General features: G+C 48.3%; 16 protein-coding genes. 1 reads left to right on the plus strand and 15 read right to left on the minus strand.

Annotation, left to right across the window (positions count from 1 at the left end; genetic code table 11):
• Window positions 1-212 precede the first annotated feature (212 nt).
• The 12 genes from ABIC22_RS27345 to ABIC22_RS27400 form a co-directional block, all read right to left on the minus strand.
• Window positions 213-770: a glutathione peroxidase gene (locus ABIC22_RS27345; RefSeq protein WP_354485230.1), complete on the minus strand. Its 558-nt coding sequence runs from the start codon at window positions 768-770 to the stop codon at window positions 213-215.
• A gap of 235 nt (window positions 771-1005) precedes the next feature.
• Window positions 1006-1731 (minus strand): LutC/YkgG family protein, encoded by a 726-nt coding sequence (locus ABIC22_RS27350; protein ID WP_354485232.1) that lies wholly within the window; start codon window positions 1729-1731, stop codon window positions 1006-1008.
• Window positions 1721-3238, minus strand: a complete 1518-nt coding sequence (locus ABIC22_RS27355) for a LutB/LldF family L-lactate oxidation iron-sulfur protein (protein ID WP_354485234.1) — start codon at window positions 3236-3238, stop codon at window positions 1721-1723. Before ABIC22_RS27355 ends, ABIC22_RS27350 begins: the two co-directional genes overlap by 11 nt.
• A complete protein-coding gene (locus ABIC22_RS27360) occupies window positions 3235-3963 on the minus strand; it encodes a (Fe-S)-binding protein (protein ID WP_095287592.1) in 729 nt (242 codons plus the stop codon). Before ABIC22_RS27360 ends, ABIC22_RS27355 begins: the two co-directional genes overlap by 4 nt.
• Before the next feature lie 93 nt (window positions 3964-4056).
• Window positions 4057-4818, minus strand: a complete 762-nt coding sequence (locus ABIC22_RS27365; protein ID WP_354485236.1) for a DeoR/GlpR family DNA-binding transcription regulator — start codon at window positions 4816-4818, stop codon at window positions 4057-4059.
• Between the two features lie 2 nt (window positions 4819-4820).
• Window positions 4821-6314 carry a rhamnulokinase gene (locus ABIC22_RS27370; RefSeq protein WP_354485238.1) on the minus strand — a complete coding sequence of 498 codons (1494 nt, stop codon included), beginning with the start codon at window positions 6312-6314 and terminating at the stop codon, window positions 4821-4823.
• Window positions 6315-6518: 204 nt separating this feature from the next.
• On the minus strand, window positions 6519-7034 hold the full coding sequence (locus tag ABIC22_RS27375; protein WP_246058072.1) for a DUF2500 domain-containing protein: 516 nt from the start codon (window positions 7032-7034) through the stop codon (window positions 6519-6521).
• Between the two features lie 108 nt (window positions 7035-7142).
• Window positions 7143-8945, minus strand: coding sequence for an oligoendopeptidase F (gene pepF / locus ABIC22_RS27380; protein WP_354485240.1), 1803 nt, complete (start codon window positions 8943-8945; stop codon window positions 7143-7145).
• A 179-nt stretch (window positions 8946-9124) separates the two neighbouring features.
• Window positions 9125-9484, minus strand: coding sequence for a winged helix-turn-helix transcriptional regulator (locus ABIC22_RS27385; RefSeq protein ID WP_095287596.1), 360 nt, complete (start codon window positions 9482-9484; stop codon window positions 9125-9127).
• A gap of 205 nt (window positions 9485-9689) precedes the next feature.
• Window positions 9690-10253 (minus strand): 6-phospho-3-hexuloisomerase, encoded by a 564-nt coding sequence (gene hxlB / locus ABIC22_RS27390; RefSeq protein WP_127536146.1) that lies wholly within the window; start codon window positions 10251-10253, stop codon window positions 9690-9692.
• 4 nt (window positions 10254-10257) lie between these two features.
• Window positions 10258-10890, minus strand: a complete 633-nt coding sequence (hxlA, locus tag ABIC22_RS27395) for a 3-hexulose-6-phosphate synthase (RefSeq protein WP_090993813.1) — start codon at window positions 10888-10890, stop codon at window positions 10258-10260.
• A gap of 354 nt (window positions 10891-11244) precedes the next feature.
• Window positions 11245-12327: a lactonase family protein gene (locus ABIC22_RS27400; RefSeq protein ID WP_154893499.1), complete on the minus strand. Its 1083-nt coding sequence runs from the start codon at window positions 12325-12327 to the stop codon at window positions 11245-11247.
• Between the two features lie 214 nt (window positions 12328-12541).
• Here ABIC22_RS27400 and ABIC22_RS27405 point away from each other — a divergent pair, with 214 nt between their 5' ends.
• The gene (locus tag ABIC22_RS27405) at window positions 12542-13474 is read left to right on the plus strand and encodes an AEC family transporter (RefSeq protein WP_354485244.1); all 933 of its coding nucleotides are present in this window, start codon (window positions 12542-12544) and stop codon (window positions 13472-13474) included.
• On the opposite strand, the gene ABIC22_RS27410 is transcribed toward ABIC22_RS27405, so the two are convergent.
• The 3 genes from ABIC22_RS27410 to ABIC22_RS27420 form a co-directional block, all read right to left on the minus strand.
• Window positions 13449-14039, minus strand: a complete 591-nt coding sequence (locus ABIC22_RS27410; RefSeq protein WP_354485246.1) for a DUF2062 domain-containing protein — start codon at window positions 14037-14039, stop codon at window positions 13449-13451. The genes ABIC22_RS27405 and ABIC22_RS27410 overlap by 26 nt on opposite strands.
• 56 nt (window positions 14040-14095) lie before the next feature.
• Window positions 14096-14554, minus strand: coding sequence for an OsmC family protein (locus ABIC22_RS27415; RefSeq protein WP_127536150.1), 459 nt, complete (start codon window positions 14552-14554; stop codon window positions 14096-14098).
• A gap of 242 nt (window positions 14555-14796) precedes the next feature.
• Window positions 14797-15564: a DeoR/GlpR family DNA-binding transcription regulator gene (locus tag ABIC22_RS27420; protein ID WP_095358499.1), complete on the minus strand. Its 768-nt coding sequence runs from the start codon at window positions 15562-15564 to the stop codon at window positions 14797-14799.
• Window positions 15565-15665: the final 101 nt, after the last annotated feature.

Consider the following 15665-nt stretch of genomic DNA (forward strand, 5'->3'; position numbering starts at 1 on the left):
CAAATTGGTATATCGGTCAATTTTGAGTAAAAAAAATGAGGTGCTTCGTTATCTTACTTTTACCCTAACATTTCCAGTTCCAATCTTCAACAGTCTCAAAGTCATAGGACCATCGGGTCGCCCCTGCTCTTTGAACTAGGTGGTCCCTTGGCCTGAAACGGTTTCAGGCCTTCTCCACCCTTGATTTTTTCACGGCAGCTTCACCATGTAATCTAGCGTTTCTTCAGCAGTTCCCTGATTTTCGTTTCCATCATCATAGGTTCGACTGTCGTTTCATAGCGGGCACTAACCTCGCCATCCGCTCGGATCAAAAACTTGGTGAAATTCCACTTGATCCCGTCCCCGTAATACAATGCAGGATGGTTTTCCCTTACAAAATGATCCATCCACCGACCTTCTTCCGTTTCGAGATCATATCCCTGGAATGCAGCCTTTTCGATCAGATGACGAAACAGAGGATGAATGGATGTTCCGGTAACCTCGATCTTATCAAACATCGGAAAGGTCACATGAAAATTGCTTTTGCAATATTCGGTGATCTCTGCATTATTACCCGGTTCTTTATGGTTGAATTGATCGCAGGGAAACGCCAAAATTTCCAGTCCTTGCTCACCATACTTGTCATAGAGCTGCTGCAGCTCCGAAAATTGTCTGGAATAGCTGCACTTGCTGGCAGTGTTGACAATGAGCAGCACCTTCCCCTCAAACCTTGATAAATCAGCAATATGTCCATCCTTTGAAGAAACTTGATAAGAATAAATAGGATTCATATATAGGCCTCCCATAAGAAGTAGCCTAAAATAGGCTCTTTAGATAAATTATATCTGTGTTCATCTTATAGATGAAATATATAAAACATATCAACTTAATAGATAACATCTATTATGCATTGTGAAAGTATGCCAAAAAAACAACTGTCCTGAGAAGAAACGGATCTACTCCATTGGACAGTTGCTGTGCTGGGTTATTAATTAATTGATAAATTTGGAAGATTTAGACGTTCGCTTATCCCATAATCAGGCCGTATACTACACCCGGACCATGTACACCAATCGTCAGGTCATTTTCAATATCGGAAGACCGACTTGGGCCGGAAATAAAATGGATACCTGCAGGAAGGTTCTCTCTTCCTGCTTCATCAAAGCGATTCAGCGTCTCGCCCAATCGGGTATGCAGGCGTTCTACCGGAATGATAATGATTAATACGGTTGGCAGAAGGCTCACAGCACGTCCTTTCTCTGGTGAAGACAGAACCGTCACAGAACCTGTGTAAGCAGTCGCATAATCCGCCATGACCACGCCAATATCGGCCTCTGCGGCCCGGGCTTTCCAGTTTTCATCCGGCTTGCTGTTCCATACGGAAATCTGTACTTCCGGCAGCTCTGCTTCAAGCTGCAATTCATCCAGTTCCTGTTCGTTCTGACGAATCACATACTTTGCTCCCAGTTCATTCGCTTTCGTTGTAATAAAGATGGAAGCTTCATCCAAATTCTTCACCCGAACAATGTGGGCACCAACACTTACAAAGTTATCGGTAAATGCCTGTATACGTTTCTCTTCATCCCATTCCAGTTCATTCCAGAATGACGGCGCACCTCGAAAAGGCTGCGTTGGCGCATGGTTTTGGCGGGGCCTTCTTAACTTGGAAGCAATACCATTCATGAACTTCTCCTGTTTCTCGCGCGACCGCTTCTCCAATTGGTTCAGCCACTGCTGATGCTCAGTGCTCATGCCTGCCGCCTCCTTGCTCCCGTTCTCGCAAAATGTGCTCCATCCGGTTGCGGACATTGCTATCCATTTCTTTTCGATCTTGATCCAGTTCCTGATCCAGCTTCCTCCACTGCTGGCGGAATGAACGTTTGGCCAGGCTCGGTGCAACTCGGTATGTGTTCCAGCCCTTGAGCGGACCAAGCTTGAGCGAGATTCCTTCATTACGAACAACAGCCTTCTGGCCAAGCTGGCCCAGACGAATAGCCGCACTGAAACGTTTGGAGCTGGACACCACAGCGGCAAATCCCTTCATGCCTGCTCCCTCCAGCTTGTTTCCGTGGCCTTCTTCAACTTTGCGTCTGCGTAAATACACGAGCATATCATGTAAAGGTATTTTGACAGGACAGGCCTCATAACAGGCCCCGCATAAACTCGAAGCACTGGCAATGTCGTTCCACTCATCTATATTCCCATTCAGTGCTGGGGTCAACACCGCTCCAATCGGCCCGCTGTAGGTTCCACCATAGGCATGACCGCCTATATGACGGTATACGGGACAAGCGTTCAGACAGGCTCCGCAGCGTATGCAATTCAGCAGTTCCTGAAATTCAGGATCACCCAGCTGCAGAGATCTTCCATTATCCACGATAATAATATGCATCTCATCAGGACCATCCCCGTCTGCTGTTCGGCGCGGCCCGGTGATGCCGGACATATACATGGTCAATTTTTGTCCTGTAGCGGAACGCGGCAGCAGCGTGGCCATCACTTCAAGATCGGTCCAGGATGGAATGATACGCTCCATTCCCATCAAGGTAATCTGTGTCTTCGGTACAGTGGATACCATACGGGCGTTGCCTTCATTCTCGAACAGCACCATGGAGCCTGTCTCCGCAATGGCAAAGTTACAGCCCGTCATGCCAATGTCAGCCTCAAGAAATTTTTCACGCAGCTTTTTACGCACAAACCCGGCGAGCACGGATGTATCCGGTTCGAGGGTTTCCCCTGCTTCTTTTGATAATAACTCCGCAATCTGATAACGATTTTTGTGAATCGCCGGAATAACGATATGTGAGGGGGCTTCCCCAGCCAACTGGATGATATATTCACCCAAATCGGTCTCAATGGCTTCAATGCCGGCAGATTCAAGCGCATGGTTCAGATGCACCTCTTCCGACACCATCGATTTGGATTTGACCACGGACGCAGCTTCATTGTGGGCCGCTATATCGAGCGCAATTGCGGCGGCCTCGGCCGAAGTATCTGCAAAATGGATATGGACACCGTTAGCACGGGCGTTGTTGACGAATTCATTCAGATAATAATCCAGATGTGCGATCGTGTGCAGTCGAATCTGGCGGCCCCGTTCCCGCCATTCATCCCAGTTTCCGTGTTCCTCCGAAGCAGATTTCTTTCCGTTCCGCAGACGTTCTGTTGTGAACTTGACGGCTTTGCGCAGAAAATCATCATTGAGCGCGAGTTCCGCACGCTTCTTGACAGACACATCCATTACACCAGGCTGACTCATCCTGTTTGCACCCCCTCATACAGTAATTCCGCCAAATGCATGACACGCACCGGTTCATTCCGGTAACGCAGATTGCCTGCGATATTCATGAGACACGCCATATCCAGTCCAACAAGCACCTCGGCATCGGTCTCTTTGATATGATCAACTTTCTCGGTAACCATGGCGCCGGATATATCCGACATTTTTACAGCAAACGTTCCCCCGAACCCGCAGCAATCCTCTCCATAAGGAAGCGGTACAAATTCCAGCCCTTTCACTGCAGACAACAGCGCCATCGGTTCGTCTTTCACTCCGAGCAGCCTGCTGCCATGGCACGATGGATGGTACGTAACCTTGTGAGGGAAATGTGCTCCCAGATCCGTTATCCCCAGCACTTGCACCAGAAATTGCGTAAATTCATAGGCTTTTGCTTCCAGCCGTTTTGCCTTTTCGAGCCATACCGGATCATCCGCAAACAGCTCGGGATAATGGTGAATCATATACGTGCAAGAGCCGGAAGGACAGACTACAAAATCGCTGTCGTCAAACGCTTCCAAAATCGTTTTGGCTGCCACTCTCGTCTCATCCCAATACCCGCTATTATAAGAAGGCTGACCGCAGCAGGTTTGGACAGGTGGAAATTCCAACCGAACGCCGTGAGCGGCAAGCAGTCTGACCATCGCTTCTCCGACACGCGGGTAGATGGCATCGCTGAGGCAGGTAATGAATAAGGAGACCTTCATAAATACACGCTCCCATAATCAATTAGTAGTGGGTCTATTGAAGTTAACGCTAAGTATCAAAGTCAGAACGAGCAGACTATATGCCCCATCTGTTTATACAGTCGTAATTTGGATGTCATAGTCCTTCAATCGGTTCATGAGATCACCGTCCAGCTGCTCATTGAGTATGACAGCATGAACCGCATTCAATCCGGTTACCCTGGCGAACGCTCGCACACCAAACTTGCTGGCATCTGCGAGCAAAATAACCTGGTCGGAGATGCCGACCATTTTTTGTTTCAACCTGGCTTGCAGTTCATTGGATTCGCTAATTCCGCCACCATCCAGATGGACCCCCTTGCAGGACAAGAACAGTTTATCAACGTGATACGTTTCCAGTGAACGTTCGGCGAGCGGCCCGACAAACGATAGCGAACGCTGTGCCAATTGTCCCCCGGTAGAGATCACCTCTATCTTGTCCTTGCTGCTAAGTTCGGTCGCTACCTGAATCGAGTTGGTTAACACCGTCAGTGGGATATCCGGCATGTTCGCAGCCATATAACCTGCAGTGGTGCTGGCATCCAGGAGTATTCGATCCCCGGGGCGAATCATGGCAAGGGCTGCCTGAGCAATTCGCTTCTTCTCTTCCGCATGCGTCGTTTCCCTCACCCGATAGGGGATCTCCGGCTGATCATCCTTGATGCTCACAGCACCCCCATGGGAGCGCTTTAATCGCCCGGCTTGCTCCAGCCGATCCAGATCGCGGCGAATGGTCTCTTCGGTTACCCTACAGCGATCACTTAGCTCGGACACACGCATGCTTCCGCTTTCATTAACCATCTCGACAATCCGATCATACCGCTCAGCAGCCAGCATGGTTACACCTCACTTCCGGCCTGTGATTTCGATGAGTCCGTTATCCTAAGAAATCTGCCGTATGCCTCTTCCCAAATCGAGCTGTCTTTCGGTTCATACACGGTTACCGGGAACGAATCACGAATGACCCTGCGAGCCTCCCAAATGTCCTTGAACGCTCCGCTGGCAATCCATTGGACAGCCATATTACCGATTGCACTGCCTTCTGCCGGTCCTGCCCATACCGGTCTGCCAATAGAGCTTGCTGTCCACTGGCACAGCAATTGATTCTGGATGCCTCCGCCGACCATGTGCAATCCATTAAAAGACTGACCCGATAATTGTTCAGTCCATTCCAGTACTCTTCTGTATTTCAGCGCAAGACTCTCCAGGATGGATCTGGCAATAGCTCCTTGGTCCTGTGGTTCCTGCTGTCCCGTATCTCGGCAATACTGGCGAATCCGAATCGTCATGTCACCTGCTGGCATAAACAGATCGTCATCAGGGTCAAACAAACTTGCAAATGGAGGAGCCGCTTCAGCTTGTTTTATTAATTCAGCGTAACTGATCCCCTTCCCCTGACGCTCCCATTCCCGCATGCTCTCCTGCAGGATCCAGAGTCCCATAATGTTCTTCAGTAGACGGAATGTTCCGCCAGCTCCGCCTTCGTTCGTAAAATTCAAGGCCAAACTTTCCGGAGTAATGGCAGGATGATCGATCTCCGTTCCCATCAAGGACCAGGTTCCACAGCTTAAGTAAGCAAACGAACGATCCGTTGCCGGGACAGCGACCACTGCTGAACCCGTATCATGTTCGGCTACTGCAATAACAGGAACTGCTGATATTCCCAATTCACCGGATATACTGCTGCGGAGTTGACCTACTCGTGTACCCGGCATCACCGCTTCACCAAACAGCTGATCCGAGACACCGATGTGAGCAAGTAATTCTCCGTCCCACTGCCCGCTCACCGGGTTGTAGAGCTGTGTTGTCGTTGCATTGGTAAACTCATTCACCGCTTCTCCAGTCAAAAAGTACCGAAGCAGGTCCGGAATCATAAGAAAACGATCTGCTGTATCAAGCAATGGTGAACCGTTCCGCTGCAGAGTTGCGAGCTGGTACAGGGTATTAAAACTTAGAAATTGAATGCCTGTTCGCTCGAAGATCCGCTGGGAGGTTAACTCATTGCGAATCTGTTCCATCATGCCGTTGAACTGCCCATCACGATAATGATAGGGGTTACCAAGCAATTCTCCATTGTGGCCCAGAAGTCCAAAGTCAACTCCCCAGGAGTCGATCCCCAAACTGCCTGGTTGCTCTCCCTGCTGCTTGACCAGGTGCAGACCTTGCAGCACTTCATGATGCAAACGCAGAATATCCCAGTACATTCGCTCGCCTGCCTTGACCGGCTCATTCTTGAATCGATGAACTTCGGTGGCCGTTATTCCCCGGTCATCCAGATGACCCAGCAGCGCCCTCCCGCTACCAGCTCCCAAATCATATGCCAACACGCTCACTGCTCTACACCAACCTTTCTATACAAATGTTGCTTTTTACCTGCGATTAATTGTTTGTTTGTTTTTGTTTAATACTGTTTTGCTTTATTTTACGAGTATATCACTGTTGTAAGCGTTTGAATACCCTGTGTTTTGTTCTTTCCCAACAAAAAAACGACCTGATCCCATGGATAAGTCGTTCTTATGTTTGGCATTCCGTTTGGATTACGTATAAAAGCGGCCATTACTTACGCCGGACTGGGGCTGCACATCTCTCTCGAAATGCTTGAACCTTGTGCCCTGGTATGTCAGCAAGCCTTGGTCATTTTCCACCAGCATGCCATAGTTGCTTCCGCCGACGTTCAGTTCCACACGTTCTCCATTATCCAGTTGAAATGTTGCGTAGTACCAGGTGGAAGCACTACTGTCCCCGCTCCCTCCGGTAACTTGGGTTCTCTTCGCTACCACGGTGCAGTGCAGAGTGAGCAGTGTTGCTGCATTATTAGAAGACCATGTTCGAACCCCTGAAATAATAACGTACACAATCACACATGCAATGATGAGAAATATAGCACCAATAAATATGGATCCGAATGCACTCATGGCCCCAAACTCATTAAATCCCGAAAAAAAACCTCCCTGATTCCCCTCAAATCCCGGCACACTATTCATGTCGTCAAATACACCGAAGCCGTCTGTGGTTAATCTGCCCATTGATGAGGATATGTTGATCGTCGTCATTCATCATCATTCCTTTCCGGCTCCAAAATAAGATGCACCGCCCCTTGCCAAGGAGACGGTGCACGTGGACAACCTTACTTGCCTTGTCCGTATACTATATGAGCTTAATTAGGAATACAGACGTTCAAGTTCATCAACCAGACTGCCAACATACGCCACGGCTGCACGAATCGGCTCAGGTCCGGACATGTCCACACCCGCAAGTTTCATTAGCTCTTGAGGTGCGAGACTACCTCCTGCTTTTAATGCTTCGAGCCAGCGATCCACGGCAGGCTGTCCTTCCTCGCGTATCAGTCCGGCAGCTGCAGTCGATGCCGTCAAACCGGCTGCATAGGTGTAAGGGTACAGACCCATATAGTAATGAGGCTGTCTCATCCAGGTTAGCTTCGCCCCTTCATCTACAACCAGGTCAGGACCCCAGAACGCGGAAAGAATGTTTCCTTTTAGCTCACTGAGCAGCTTGGCTGTAATCGGTTCATCCTTGGTCGCAAGTGCATATACTTGGCGCTGTAATTCACCTTCAAGCAGATGGGTTACGAAGTTATGGTAATACGTGTTGAGTAATTGCAAGATTACCCACCGACGCATTCTTGGATTGTCAGAGCGTTTTAAGAGATGATCAGCCAGCAGCATTTCATTCATGGTAGATGGTGCCTCAATGAAATATAGAGAAGGCCTTGTATTGGTGATCCGCTGATAGCGTCCGGCAAGCATGAAATGTCCAGCATGTCCGACTTCATGAGCGAGCGTAAACGCACCGCGCATATTGTTAGCCCATGAGATAAGGATATACGAATGCGCCCCGTAAATGGATGAACAGAAAGCACCCGTTGACTTGCCCGCATTATCTGCGTAATCCACCCAACGTTCGCTGAATGCCCGCTCCACAATCTCGCCGTATTCGGGTCCAAGCACAGCAAGCGCTTCACGGATGAGCGTGCAGGCTTCCTCATATGTAATGGCCGGACTGAATTCAGGATCCAGTGGAGCCTTGAGATCGCAGAACATAAGCTTGTCCAGCCCCAGCTCGCGTTTCTTGAGAGCCGCAAGTTTGCGCATATGCGGTGCAAGTTCCTGCTGAATGATATCCAGGATATTGTTGTACATCTCTTTGCTAACTTGCTGTGGGCTAAGCAGCATATCGGTTACGTCGTCGTAACCGCGAAGCCTGGATAGAACAACCTGTTTCTTCACTTCGGTTGCATAACCTTCGGCAAATGTATTTTTATAATCATTTAGCTTGGAGCTAAAGGCTGCATAAGCAGAACGGCGCAGCTTGGTATCGGAAGACATTTCGTAGTTATTTTCATAGAAAGACCAGGACAGTGGACGGTTGTTGTCTTCTCCATCCAGCGCATCGTCGAAAGTCATGTCTGCCAGTTTACCGCGGAGGTAGATCCGGTATGGCGAATCCAATACTTCACCGAGGGAAGCCAGCACCTTCTCCGTCTCCGGTGAGAGACGATGTGCTTTTTCCTGAAGAAGAAGGTTCAGGCTGCGAGCATAAGGCTCCAGTCCGGGAAGTTCTGCAATATAACGTTCAACTGTACCCTCGGGAAGATCCGCAATTTCCGAATTGACAAAAGACAAGGAAGACGACAGAAAAGATAGGATGTCTCCCGCTTTGGCCGAGTTCTCAATGTTTACCGGATTGGTACTATCCTCTGATTGTTTCAGTCGTGCGTAGGATGCGGTCTTAACAATCCGTTCCTGAAGTGCTTCACGAGCGTCCAGACAAGCCAGCAGCTGTTCGGCACCTTGGCCCAGACGTCCTTTGAACGTTTCAATATCGACAGCTGCTTCAGGAAGTGATCTGAGTTCCTGTTCCCACTCCGCATCAGTCCCGAACAAATCGGTCAGATTCCATGTCGACTCCTGGCTTACCTCGTCGCGTGTACGTATTTTTTCCATCTGTATATTTCCTCCTCCTTGCATTTCCAATATCTCTCATCGTATCATATTACGACCGTTGATACCTGACATCTCCCAAATTGAGACTTTTGGTTCAAGCTGAATCAAAATAAACCGCTAAGGTGTGGAAATATTCCATACCTCGGCGGTTTAGTTGACTTAGGTTATTTGACTAAGATTTATTCTGATTTCCAGATTACATTTTCCCCGTAATTTTTGCCCCAATCGTACATGGCTCGCAGAACTGGCATCAGACTGTGTCCATGGTCCGTCAAGCTGTATTCTACCCGAGGAGGGACTTCTGCATAAACCTTGCGCTCAATCAGCCGATCTTCCTCCAGCTCCCGAAGCTGGTTCGTCAGCATTTTTTGGGTGATATGAGGGATCAATCGTTTCAATTCACTGAATCGCTTGGTTCCTTCCAGGCCCAGATGCCACAATATAATTAGTTTCCATTTGCCGCCAATAACAGCAAGGGTCAATTCCTTCTCACAGTTGATTTCTTTCAGATTTATCCGTTCCTTGACTTCGGCTGCCATGGCTCCGAGCCCCCTTAGCTTACATTCTTATATCAATAGGTACATTATTCGATATAGCTTCTCTTAATTCTACTACAGCATGGCCCGAATGCATAGGAGACGTGACCTAGCACCGTATAAAGCATGACAGAAAGGACCGGCTCCCCTCTTCTATATGAGGGGCCCGGTCCTGCCTATGTTTTCTTCAAGATCTATGAGCGATCTTCTATTCCAGATTCGCGTGACGACCAAACATGTCCGCCCCAGTCATCTCTTTCTTTTTCATCAACGTGAGTACAAGAGCATCCATAGCAAGCAGCAATCCCTGTTCAAAAAGCGAACCCATCGGCTGAATCGTGACTGCTGCGCCTGACGTTGCCGTATCCTCTTTCGCAGATGCAGGCAGACGAACGACGGTGCTAGCCAATTGACCAATGGTGGACTCCGGCTTGATCGTGATCAGACCTACAGGTGCACCTGCTTTACTGGCTTTTTGAGCCATCGCCGCCAGACTGCCTGTTTCTCCCGAACCTGAGCATAACAAAAGGAAATCCTTCGGACTGATGCCTGGTGTGACAGTCTCCCCGACGACAAATACCCGGAGTCCCATCTGCATCAATCTCATGGCAAAAGCTTTTCCCATTAGTCCGGAGCGTCCGGCACCTGCCACAAAAATCTGTTCCGCAGCCAAAATATGCTCAGCCATCGCCTGCATCTCCGAATCGTCAATCTGGCTTAGTGTACGTTCCAGCTCCTTCAGAATGTCTGCTGCGTATTGTCTGCTGCTCATTCCGTTACCCTTGTTGAACGAGACGTTGCATTTCAGCCGCAACTTTGGCTTTGTCTGCTTGTCCAGTGATTCCGCCGCCCACAATGACCAGATCCGGTTGTGCTTTGATTACTTCAGGCAATGTTTCCAGCTTGATGCCGCCAGCTACAGCCGTTTTTGCGTTTTTCACAGCAGCTTTGATGGTTTGCAAATCTTCGAACGGGCTTTGTCCTTCAGCTTGCAGGTCATATCCTGTGTGTACACAGATGTAATCTACGCCAAGCGAATCAACTTCACGAGCACGTTGTTCAAGGTTAGGCACGTTGATCATGTCCACAAGAACTTGTTTGTTTTGTTTCTTCGCTTCTGCTACTGCACCTTTGATCGTACTGTCATTGGTTGCCCCAAGCACAGTGATCAGATCCGCACCAGCTTCAGCTGCTTTCATGATTTCATAACCACCAGCGTCCATAATTTTGAGGTCTGCAAGAACTTGCAAATTAGGGAATGCTTCTTTCATCGCTTTTACCGCGTGCAAACCTTCATTAATAACGATTGGTGTACCAATCTCAACGATATCGATATATTGTTCCACTTCTTTAACCAGAGCGATACCTTCAGGGATATTTACCAGATCGAGTGCGAGTTGCAATTTCATGATTCATTTCTCCTTTGTTGTTCAAGTATGAGTATTGCTGTATAGGATTCTAAATAATTAGCCTGCACCAATCAGCCTCTTCAGATGCATGCAATGTTTATCTTGGCTACTCATTCATTGTAGGGCCTGACTTTCCATTCAGGAAGTACGCACTTTGAAGTCAGGTAGTTACCTACACGATACTATCGATTTATTAATGTTGTTATATGAAGTGTAATAATCAGAATTAATTAAGGAACACTCTATAGGAGAAGTAGCGAATACAAAACTCTTCCTTACATCAATAAAAATACCCTGCCATAAGGCAGGGCATTATTTCATGTATCTATGCATGTACAACTGGATCAATACGGTTTAGAAATAAACGGGTTTTACACATACCGGCTTGGAAGCACCTGTACTATGTCCTGTATATTTCAGACGTCCGCTTTCTTGATCTACAGTGAACGTAACGATGTTGTTGGTATCACGGTTAGCTGCAATGAGCAATTTACCGTTCGGTGTCAATGCAAAGTGACGTGGATGTTCACCTTCAGCAGAAACGTGTTCTACCAGTTTCAGATGTCCTGTTTCAGCGTCTGCTGCAAATACAACAATGCTGTCATGTCCACGGTTCGATCCGTATACAAAACGACCATCATTCGATACGGTAATTTCAGCAGTTGTATTTTCAGCGCCCTCATAACCATCCGGCAAGGTCGACACAGTGGATACTTCAGTCAACGTACCTGCTGCTGCATCATAACGGTAAGACGTAATGGAAGAATCGACTTCGTTAATCACATAAGCGAATTGGCCATTTGGATGGAACGCCAAGTGACGCGGACCTGCTCCTGCATGGGTTTTTGTTTCGCTATGCAGCACAAGCTCATTGTTGTCAGCATCGATCGTGTAGATGGCAATCTTGTCAGCACCCAAATCCTGTACCATCATGTATTTGCCATCCGGGCTGAAGAAAGCAGAGTGTACATGAGGCTTGTCCTGACGCTCTGGATGTGCGCCTTTACCCTCATGTTTTTTCTCATCCAAAAGCGCTCCGACTTCACCGTTATCCGTCAACGATTGCAGACCTACGAGTCCACCGTGATAGCTGGAAAGGATTAGGTAACGTCCAGAAGGATCACGCTGGATATGACATGGTGGAGCCGAGATGGAATCATTACGATTAAGCAAGGATAGCTTCCCTGTGGAAGGATCAATGTTCAGAGCAACCGCTTCGGACATTTTGTTTCCCTCTGGAGATACAGCTTCCCCAATCGCATACACTTTGTTGTTTTCGGCATTAACGTTTACAAACGTTGGATTTTTCACACCCGAGATGCCGTCCAGCTTGCTTAAGCTGCCTGTATCCTCATTCAATTCATATGCGTAAATGCCCTCATTTTCCGCTTCGGCATAAGAGCCGACTAATACGAGCAAGCGTTTTGATTCACTCATTACAGTTTCCTCCTCTATGTGTATGTAGTCTAGTTGCACCTCTTCTATAATAAATCTGCCATATCAAAATAGCAATCCGTCAGCCCTCTCCACCCTCAACATACAGGGGCTCATGGAAGTAATTGGAGAAATATCATGCGTGTATTCATTCACGATCCAGGACAACTTCTGATATGATTAGATAGGTTTTTCATCATGAAAGGACTGAATTCGGTTGCTGCAATCATTTCTACTTACGTTGTATCATGTTTTTTTGCCCATATCCCTGCCAGTTATCGGAGGCCTTCTGTTGAAACGGTTCAAAAATTGGGATACCCGGTCACTGTCAACCTTCTCCCTCTATATTTTGAGCCCTGCGCTGATCTTTGATACGCTGCTTCATGCCGAAATTACCTGGACGGACGTCACAGGCACGTTCTGGTTTTCCATTATTAATCTGATCGCGTTATGGGCACTGGCTGAAATACTAAGCCGGATCTTCCACCTGGGTGCAAGCGAAAAAGCAGGACTCACCCTTGTCTCCACGTTTACAAACTGTGTGAATTACGGGCTCCCGCTCGTTCTGCTTGCCTTTGGACAACTGGGATTGGACAAGGCCTCGGTCTATGTGATCGGACAGATGATTATTGTGAATACGGTCGGGATCTTTTTTGCAGCCAGGTCGGAATTCACGGTCAAACATGCCATTTTGTCCGTGTTCCGTATGCCGTCCATTTATGCCGCATTCATTGCAATCGTTCTGCGGTCCACCAGCATCAGTCTTCCTGAAGCTCTGGATGGTGGCATCGCGATGCTTGCAGCGGGGTATTCCCCGGTCGTGCTTGCCATATTGGGTGCACAGATGTTACGACCACGCGGTTCCGCTGAGCCATGGCAGCCTAACGTACGGCGTGCTTTCTGGACTGGACTTGTCGTGCGTCTCGCTGCTGCGCCGGTACTATCTTACCTGATTCTGACCGCACTTCAGGTCGAGGGCACCTTATTTAGCGTGCTGCTGATTCTGGCATCCATGCCAACGGCAGTAAACGCCGTTATTTTAGCTGAGCAATTCAATGCCTCACCGCAATTTGTATCCCGCTGCATTCTATGGACAACCGCAGCATCCATGGTCATTCTGCCGGTTATGATTGTGATGTCTTCCGGATAAGCACTGGTGCTGGTCCAGGAGATATCGCCGCTAGGCGGCGCTTCTCCATTCTTCGTTCATGGCGACGACGGAGAGCTCTGACATAGAAGAATTTGACCACAAAATACGAAATGAACCCCAGGATCACGCCAAAGACAGACATGCCTGTGAGGATATCAAGCCCACCCAGCAATAGTTCGCTGAGCGCAGACCAGTTGCCGCGAAACAGCTCCATAAAGGCACTCTCGTGCACAGGGCCCTGTCCCATGCTGTGCGCTGGCAATATCCATGACCCGATCTGCTTGGCTAGCGGCATGAGCAAAATCGGCAGAAATGTCAGTTTTCCAATCACATTGCCCACAATGGCTGCCGGAAGTGAACCGCCAGACAATCGCACAATGGGGTAAAACACGAGATAGATCAGTGATGCCGTGGAGATAACGATCAATTCGAGACCAAAACCGATCGCGAATCCGGTGGAAACCTTATGTGCTCCTCCGGGAGCACGTAACAATTTAAGAAAATTCAGCTTCAACGCACGTGTTAAACGCGCGAATCGGTTCGATTTGCTTTTCTGTGAATTCATACCGAACTTCCCCTTATTTTACACAAATGACGGCTCGCGCCGTCTCTTCATTTCTTTTAGACTGTTTTAACATCAGCTGTGACAATGACAGGCTGCGTTTCGATGGTTACATTCCCTGCGACCGCTCTTGTTATCATACAAGACTCTTCGGCCTTATGTGCAAGTCGATCCGCTTTGGTCAGCTCAGCCTCTGTTGCATTAGACTGAAGCACAATACGTGGTCGATGCACGATTCGTTCATAAGTAAATATGTTATTGGTGACATCCACCGTTGCTTCCGACTCCAGTGTCAGCTCATGCGGTGTAATATCCGAGCGTTCCAGCATGGCCGCCAGGGTAATTAGATAACAGGTAGAGGCTGCACCCAGCAGCATTTCATCCGGATTGGTTCCTGTACCTGGCCCCCCCATCTCCTGCGGGATGGATATGACCGATTTTAGTCCTCCAGCATCAATTGTGCCCTCACTGTTACGTCCGCCGTTCCATACGGCTTTCAGATGAAAAGGATGTTTCATTTCACTCATTCCTTTCTTGAAAAGTAAAAAATGAATCTACACAAGAGAACTCCGAAGTCAGAAAACTTTCAATCGCTGTTATCCCCAGATTTTTTAATTCCCTTTTTATAGGGGAAATCCGTTGATAAGCGTATGCTTCCGATGTAGCTTTCTTTGCAGAAAGCTTGTAGCGAACGCTCCGCTTTTCCAGTTTTTCTGCCCTCTCCGTTCAAGTGTAGATATTCGGTTATACTTTTCTATAACTACACTCGTTTACATGGTATGGATTGTTCGTTCAGTGCGCTAACAAGCTCTTCGTTCAACCCCACATCGGTAATAACCTGTGTCACACTGCTGAGTTCTGCAACTCTCGTAAAAGCCTGTATATCGAACTTGCTCGAATCTGCGAGCAAAATAACTTCATCCGCAATACTGATCATCTTCTGTTTCACGAGAGCCTGCAATTCGTTCGATTCGCTGATGCCTTTGGTCAAATGTACCCCTTTGCAGGACAGAAACACCTTGTCCACATGGTAGGCATCCAGTGAACGTTCAGCGAGCGGGCCTACAAAAGACAATGACTTGGAAGCAAGCTGCCCTCCCGTAGCAATAACCCTGATCTGTTCCTTGCTGCTCAGTTCAGCGGCCACCTTGATGGAGTTGGTCAATACAGTCAGCTGAATATTCGGCAGCCCTGCAGCCATATACCATGCCGTTGTGCTGGCATCCAGTGCGATCCGGTCGCCTGGCTGTACCATCTTGATGGCTTCTTCGGCTATTCTGCGCTTTTCTTCAGCATGCGTAATCGCCCGTTCAGGATAAGGGATCTCTGCTTGTCCTTCTTCTTTATATTTTACGCTTACCGCACCGCCGTGGGATCTTCTAAGCCTGCCAGCCTGCTCCAGCTTGTCCAGATCGCGGCGAATCGTCTCCTCTGTCACCCCGCAGCGCTCACTAAGCTCGGTTACACGCATGCTTCCCTGCGCATCCACCCATTCCACAATTTTCTCATAACGTTCAGCCACGAGCATTATTCATTCACTCCAAACCGTTGATATCCAAGATGAATCCTGTACATCCCATCATACCACAGTGCTACCTGAAGGAGAATTTTATCGGGATGAAGAACGTG

This window comes from Paenibacillus sp. PvP094 (genome assembly GCF_040546835.1).
GTDB classification, from domain to species: domain Bacteria; phylum Bacillota; class Bacilli; order Paenibacillales; family Paenibacillaceae; genus Paenibacillus; species Paenibacillus illinoisensis.

Bases quoted from the DNA above. Each gene is read 5' to 3' on its own strand.
- ABIC22_RS27420 (WP_095358499.1), bottom strand. From the start codon at position 15,564: ATGCTCGTGGCTGAACGTTATGAGAAAATTGTGGAATGGGTGGATGCG.
- ABIC22_RS27415 (WP_127536150.1), bottom strand. From the start codon at position 14,554: ATGAAACATCCTTTTCATCTGAAAGCCGTATGGAACGGCGGACGTAAC.
- ABIC22_RS27360 (WP_095287592.1), bottom strand. From the start codon at position 3,963: ATGAAGGTCTCCTTATTCATTACCTGCCTCAGCGATGCCATCTACCCG.
- hxlA (WP_090993813.1), bottom strand. From the start codon at position 10,890: ATGAAATTGCAACTCGCACTCGATCTGGTAAATATCCCTGAAGGTATC.
- ABIC22_RS27385 (WP_095287596.1), bottom strand. From the start codon at position 9,484: ATGGCAGCCGAAGTCAAGGAACGGATAAATCTGAAAGAAATCAACTGT.
- ABIC22_RS27375 (WP_246058072.1), bottom strand. From the start codon at position 7,034: ATGACGACGATCAACATATCCTCATCAATGGGCAGATTAACCACAGAC.
- ABIC22_RS27350 (WP_354485232.1), bottom strand. From the start codon at position 1,731: ATGAGCACTGAGCATCAGCAGTGGCTGAACCAATTGGAGAAGCGGTCG.
- ABIC22_RS27400 (WP_154893499.1), bottom strand. From the start codon at position 12,327: ATGAGTGAATCAAAACGCTTGCTCGTATTAGTCGGCTCTTATGCCGAA.
- ABIC22_RS27410 (WP_354485246.1), bottom strand. From the start codon at position 14,039: ATGAATTCACAGAAAAGCAAATCGAACCGATTCGCGCGTTTAACACGT.
- ABIC22_RS27355 (WP_354485234.1), bottom strand. From the start codon at position 3,238: ATGAGTCAGCCTGGTGTAATGGATGTGTCTGTCAAGAAGCGTGCGGAA.
- pepF (WP_354485240.1), bottom strand. From the start codon at position 8,945: ATGGAAAAAATACGTACACGCGACGAGGTAAGCCAGGAGTCGACATGG.
- ABIC22_RS27365 (WP_354485236.1), bottom strand. From the start codon at position 4,818: ATGCTGGCTGCTGAGCGGTATGATCGGATTGTCGAGATGGTTAATGAA.
- ABIC22_RS27345 (WP_354485230.1), bottom strand. From the start codon at position 770: ATGAATCCTATTTATTCTTATCAAGTTTCTTCAAAGGATGGACATATT.
- hxlB (WP_127536146.1), bottom strand. From the start codon at position 10,253: ATGAGCAGCAGACAATACGCAGCAGACATTCTGAAGGAGCTGGAACGT.